Source organism: Flavobacterium sp., from assembly GCF_049590715.1.
Taxonomy (GTDB): domain Bacteria; phylum Bacteroidota; class Bacteroidia; order Flavobacteriales; family Flavobacteriaceae; genus Flavobacterium.
The window spans coordinates 1-3,161 of record NZ_JBAWDL010000290.1 but is presented as its reverse complement, the minus strand read 5'-3'; the positions used below and the strand labels follow the sequence as shown (position 1 = coordinate 3,161).

The 3,161-nt window shown below is 37.9% G+C and carries 1 protein-coding gene; it reads left to right on the top strand.

Annotated elements, in window-relative coordinates:
* On the top strand, positions 1 to 3,161 hold a 3,161-nt coding region (locus tag WBQ70_RS12860), incomplete at both ends, for a beta strand repeat-containing protein (RefSeq protein WP_423914900.1).

Genomic DNA, 3,161 nt, shown 5'->3' with positions numbered 1-3,161 from the left:
TAGGTTCAGTTGCGGGAACAGATTATCCTTATATTGTTAAAGACAGTAAAGGCTGTACTGAAACTTATACTGCTACAGTAAAACAACCTGCAGGAATCACAGCATCAGCTAGTATTTCAACTGCTTACACTTGTGATAATCCAGCAACGATTGCGGCTTCGGCATCTGGAGGAAATGGTACTACTTATAACTATGCTTTAATGAGAGCAGGAGTTCCTACCGCCGTGGCATCAAACACTACTGGAATTTTTACTAATTTAACAGTAGCAGGAAATTATACGGTAGTGGTTACAGATGGAAAAGGATGTGCGATTACGACTACTCCAGCTTTGACTATTGTAGCACTGAATCCACCTGCGGCAATGACTATTAGTAATTCGGCATTGACTTGTCCAACAAATAAAGCAACGGTAACCATTACAAATGTTACTAATAGTGCTGGAGATGCAATCACTTCAGGATTAGAGTATAGAATGGTTTTACCAACAGCTGGTACATTTTCATCAAGTAATTCTTTTGCCAATCTAGATCCAGGTATTACTTATACTTTTGAAGTAAAAGACGCCAATAATTGTAAATATTCAAAAACACATACCATCACGTCTTTACCAGTTTTTACAGTAGGTCTAAAATCATCTGTTGATGTAACTTGCTTTGGGGACACAAATGGTACGGCAATTTTTACAGTTTCAAATTTAGCAGTTGGAACAGCTTACACTTACAAAGTTGATTCAGGAAGTCTTGTTTCAGGAACAGTTACCGTTGCTCCATTTGATATTACTGTATCTAATTTAGCTGCTGGTTCTCATGATATTACAGTAACCAATACAGTCACAAACTGTGATGTTACTGCAAATGTAAGTATTGGAGCACCAACAGCAGCACTAGCTTTAGATCCAACTACAATTACTAATGTAACTTGTAATGCGAATGGTACTGCCGTTATTAATGCAAAAGACGGTTGGGGAACTTATACGTACGCCGTAACAGGAACTACACCACCAATCGCGACAATTACACAAACGAATAAAACATTTTCTAATTTAAATGCAGGAGATTATTCGGTTACGGTGACTGATTTAAAAGGTTGTCAAGTATCGGGTACTTTTACCATTTTAGACAAAGTTTTACCTACTGCTAGTATTGATGCCAGTTCCGTTTATTGTGCTGGTGGAGGAGGAGCAACTTTGGCAGTAACTCCAAACGCACAAACCAATTATACCTATACTATTAATAATGGTACTGCGCAAGCTACAGGAACTTTTGCAGGATTAACCCCTGGTAAATACACGATTAGAGTAACGGATACGTCAACTGGTTGTTCTATACCTTTACCAGAGCAAACGATTAATTCGGCACTAACGGCTTCTACTACATTATTAAAAGATTTAGATTGTGATGCTACAAATCCAGATGCTTCTATCCAGGTTACGATTTCAAATGGATATCCGGATTATACGTATAGAGTGAATACAACAGGAGTTTCTTTTACAGGAAGTCCTATAGTAGTAGGAACAGGAGTAAGTGTATTTACTTATACAGAAGCAACTTCTGGAACCTATTATTTTGAAATAACCGACAGCAAGGGATGTACAACAGTTGTTTCTAGAACGATAAATGCAAAAGTAGATCCTACAGCAACTACAACACCAACAAATCCGAAGTGTTTCAATGGAACTGATGGTTCAATTACAGTAAATGCCAGTTTAGGTACGGCACCTTATACGTATGAGGTTTCGACTACTTCTGGAACGGTAGGGTTTACTACAATGGTATCAAATATACATGCTAATATTGGTGCTGGAAATTATTGGTTTAGAGTTACAGATGCTAAAAAATGTCAAATTGTAGTAGCACAAACTTTAGCTAATCCAACAAAATTAGAAGCTACAGCTGCAGTTACAACACCTTTAAAATGTGGCGTTGGAAATGCTGTACAAGCGGCTGTAATTACAGTTACAATAGATCCTACTTTAATAGGAACGCCATATAGTGGAGCAAATGCATACCGATACAGTTACAACGGAACAACACCAGTAACTTCAAATACATTTACAACTAGCACAACAGGTCCTGTACCTATTGTTGTATATGATGCCAATGGTTGTTCGTTTACTACTTCGGCTACGGTGGTTGCTTTAGATCCACCAACGACTATGACTTTTGCGCAAGCGAATGTCATTAGTTGTGATACTTCTCAATTAGATACAGATTTAACAGTATCGTTTTCAAACGGAGTAGGACCATTTAAAGTTGAAATTACCAGTACCGATGCTGCCATTGCACCAACTGCACCAGTAGCTACAGGTGTATCTGGTAACAGCCATACTTTTGCCGATTTATCTCCAGGAACTTATTTCTTTAAAGTTACCGATGCTAATAATTGTACGCTTACTGGAGATTTTAAAATTAATCCCGTAACGCCTATTCAAACCGTTGGGGCTATTGTTACCAATGTCACTTGTAATGGAGTTGCTGATGGAGTTCTTAAATTCACAGTGTCTGGAAATAAAGCTACAGCTTATACTCCTTTATTAGTAGGTAGTGTTTCAGGTACGATTGCTGGTGGAGTGAATGTTTCAGACGTTATTACTTACTCTAATTTAAATGGAGGTGAAACCTATACGTTCACCGTTACAAATGATGATACTAAATGTACGGCTACATCCGTGATTACATTATCGCAACCTACAGCAATCACTGCTTTAACGGCTAATGCTACAAAGGTTTTTTGTACCAAAGCAACAACAACAATTACGGTTAGTGCTACTGGAGGAAATTCACCGTTGTATTATGCCGTTATGAAATCAGGAGATACTCCAGTTTTCCCTACTAATTACAATACCACTGGTATTTTTAATAAAAACACTACTGTTGATGGTTTAGCTTATGTAGCGTATGTAGTGGATAAAAACGGTAAATGTCCTCAAAATGTTACAGTAAATGTAGTACAAGATGCGGCGCCAACAGTCGATACACCAGCTGCACAATGTTACACAGGAACTCCACTGTCAATTACGATGACAGGAACGGTTTTCGCTAGTTCGTCTATACAATACGGTATCAATGGTGTTTACTCAACTAATGCTACCAAAACAATTCCTGGAGCAGGAACATATAATCTTACAGTTAAAGATGACAATGGATGTATTTCACCTGTA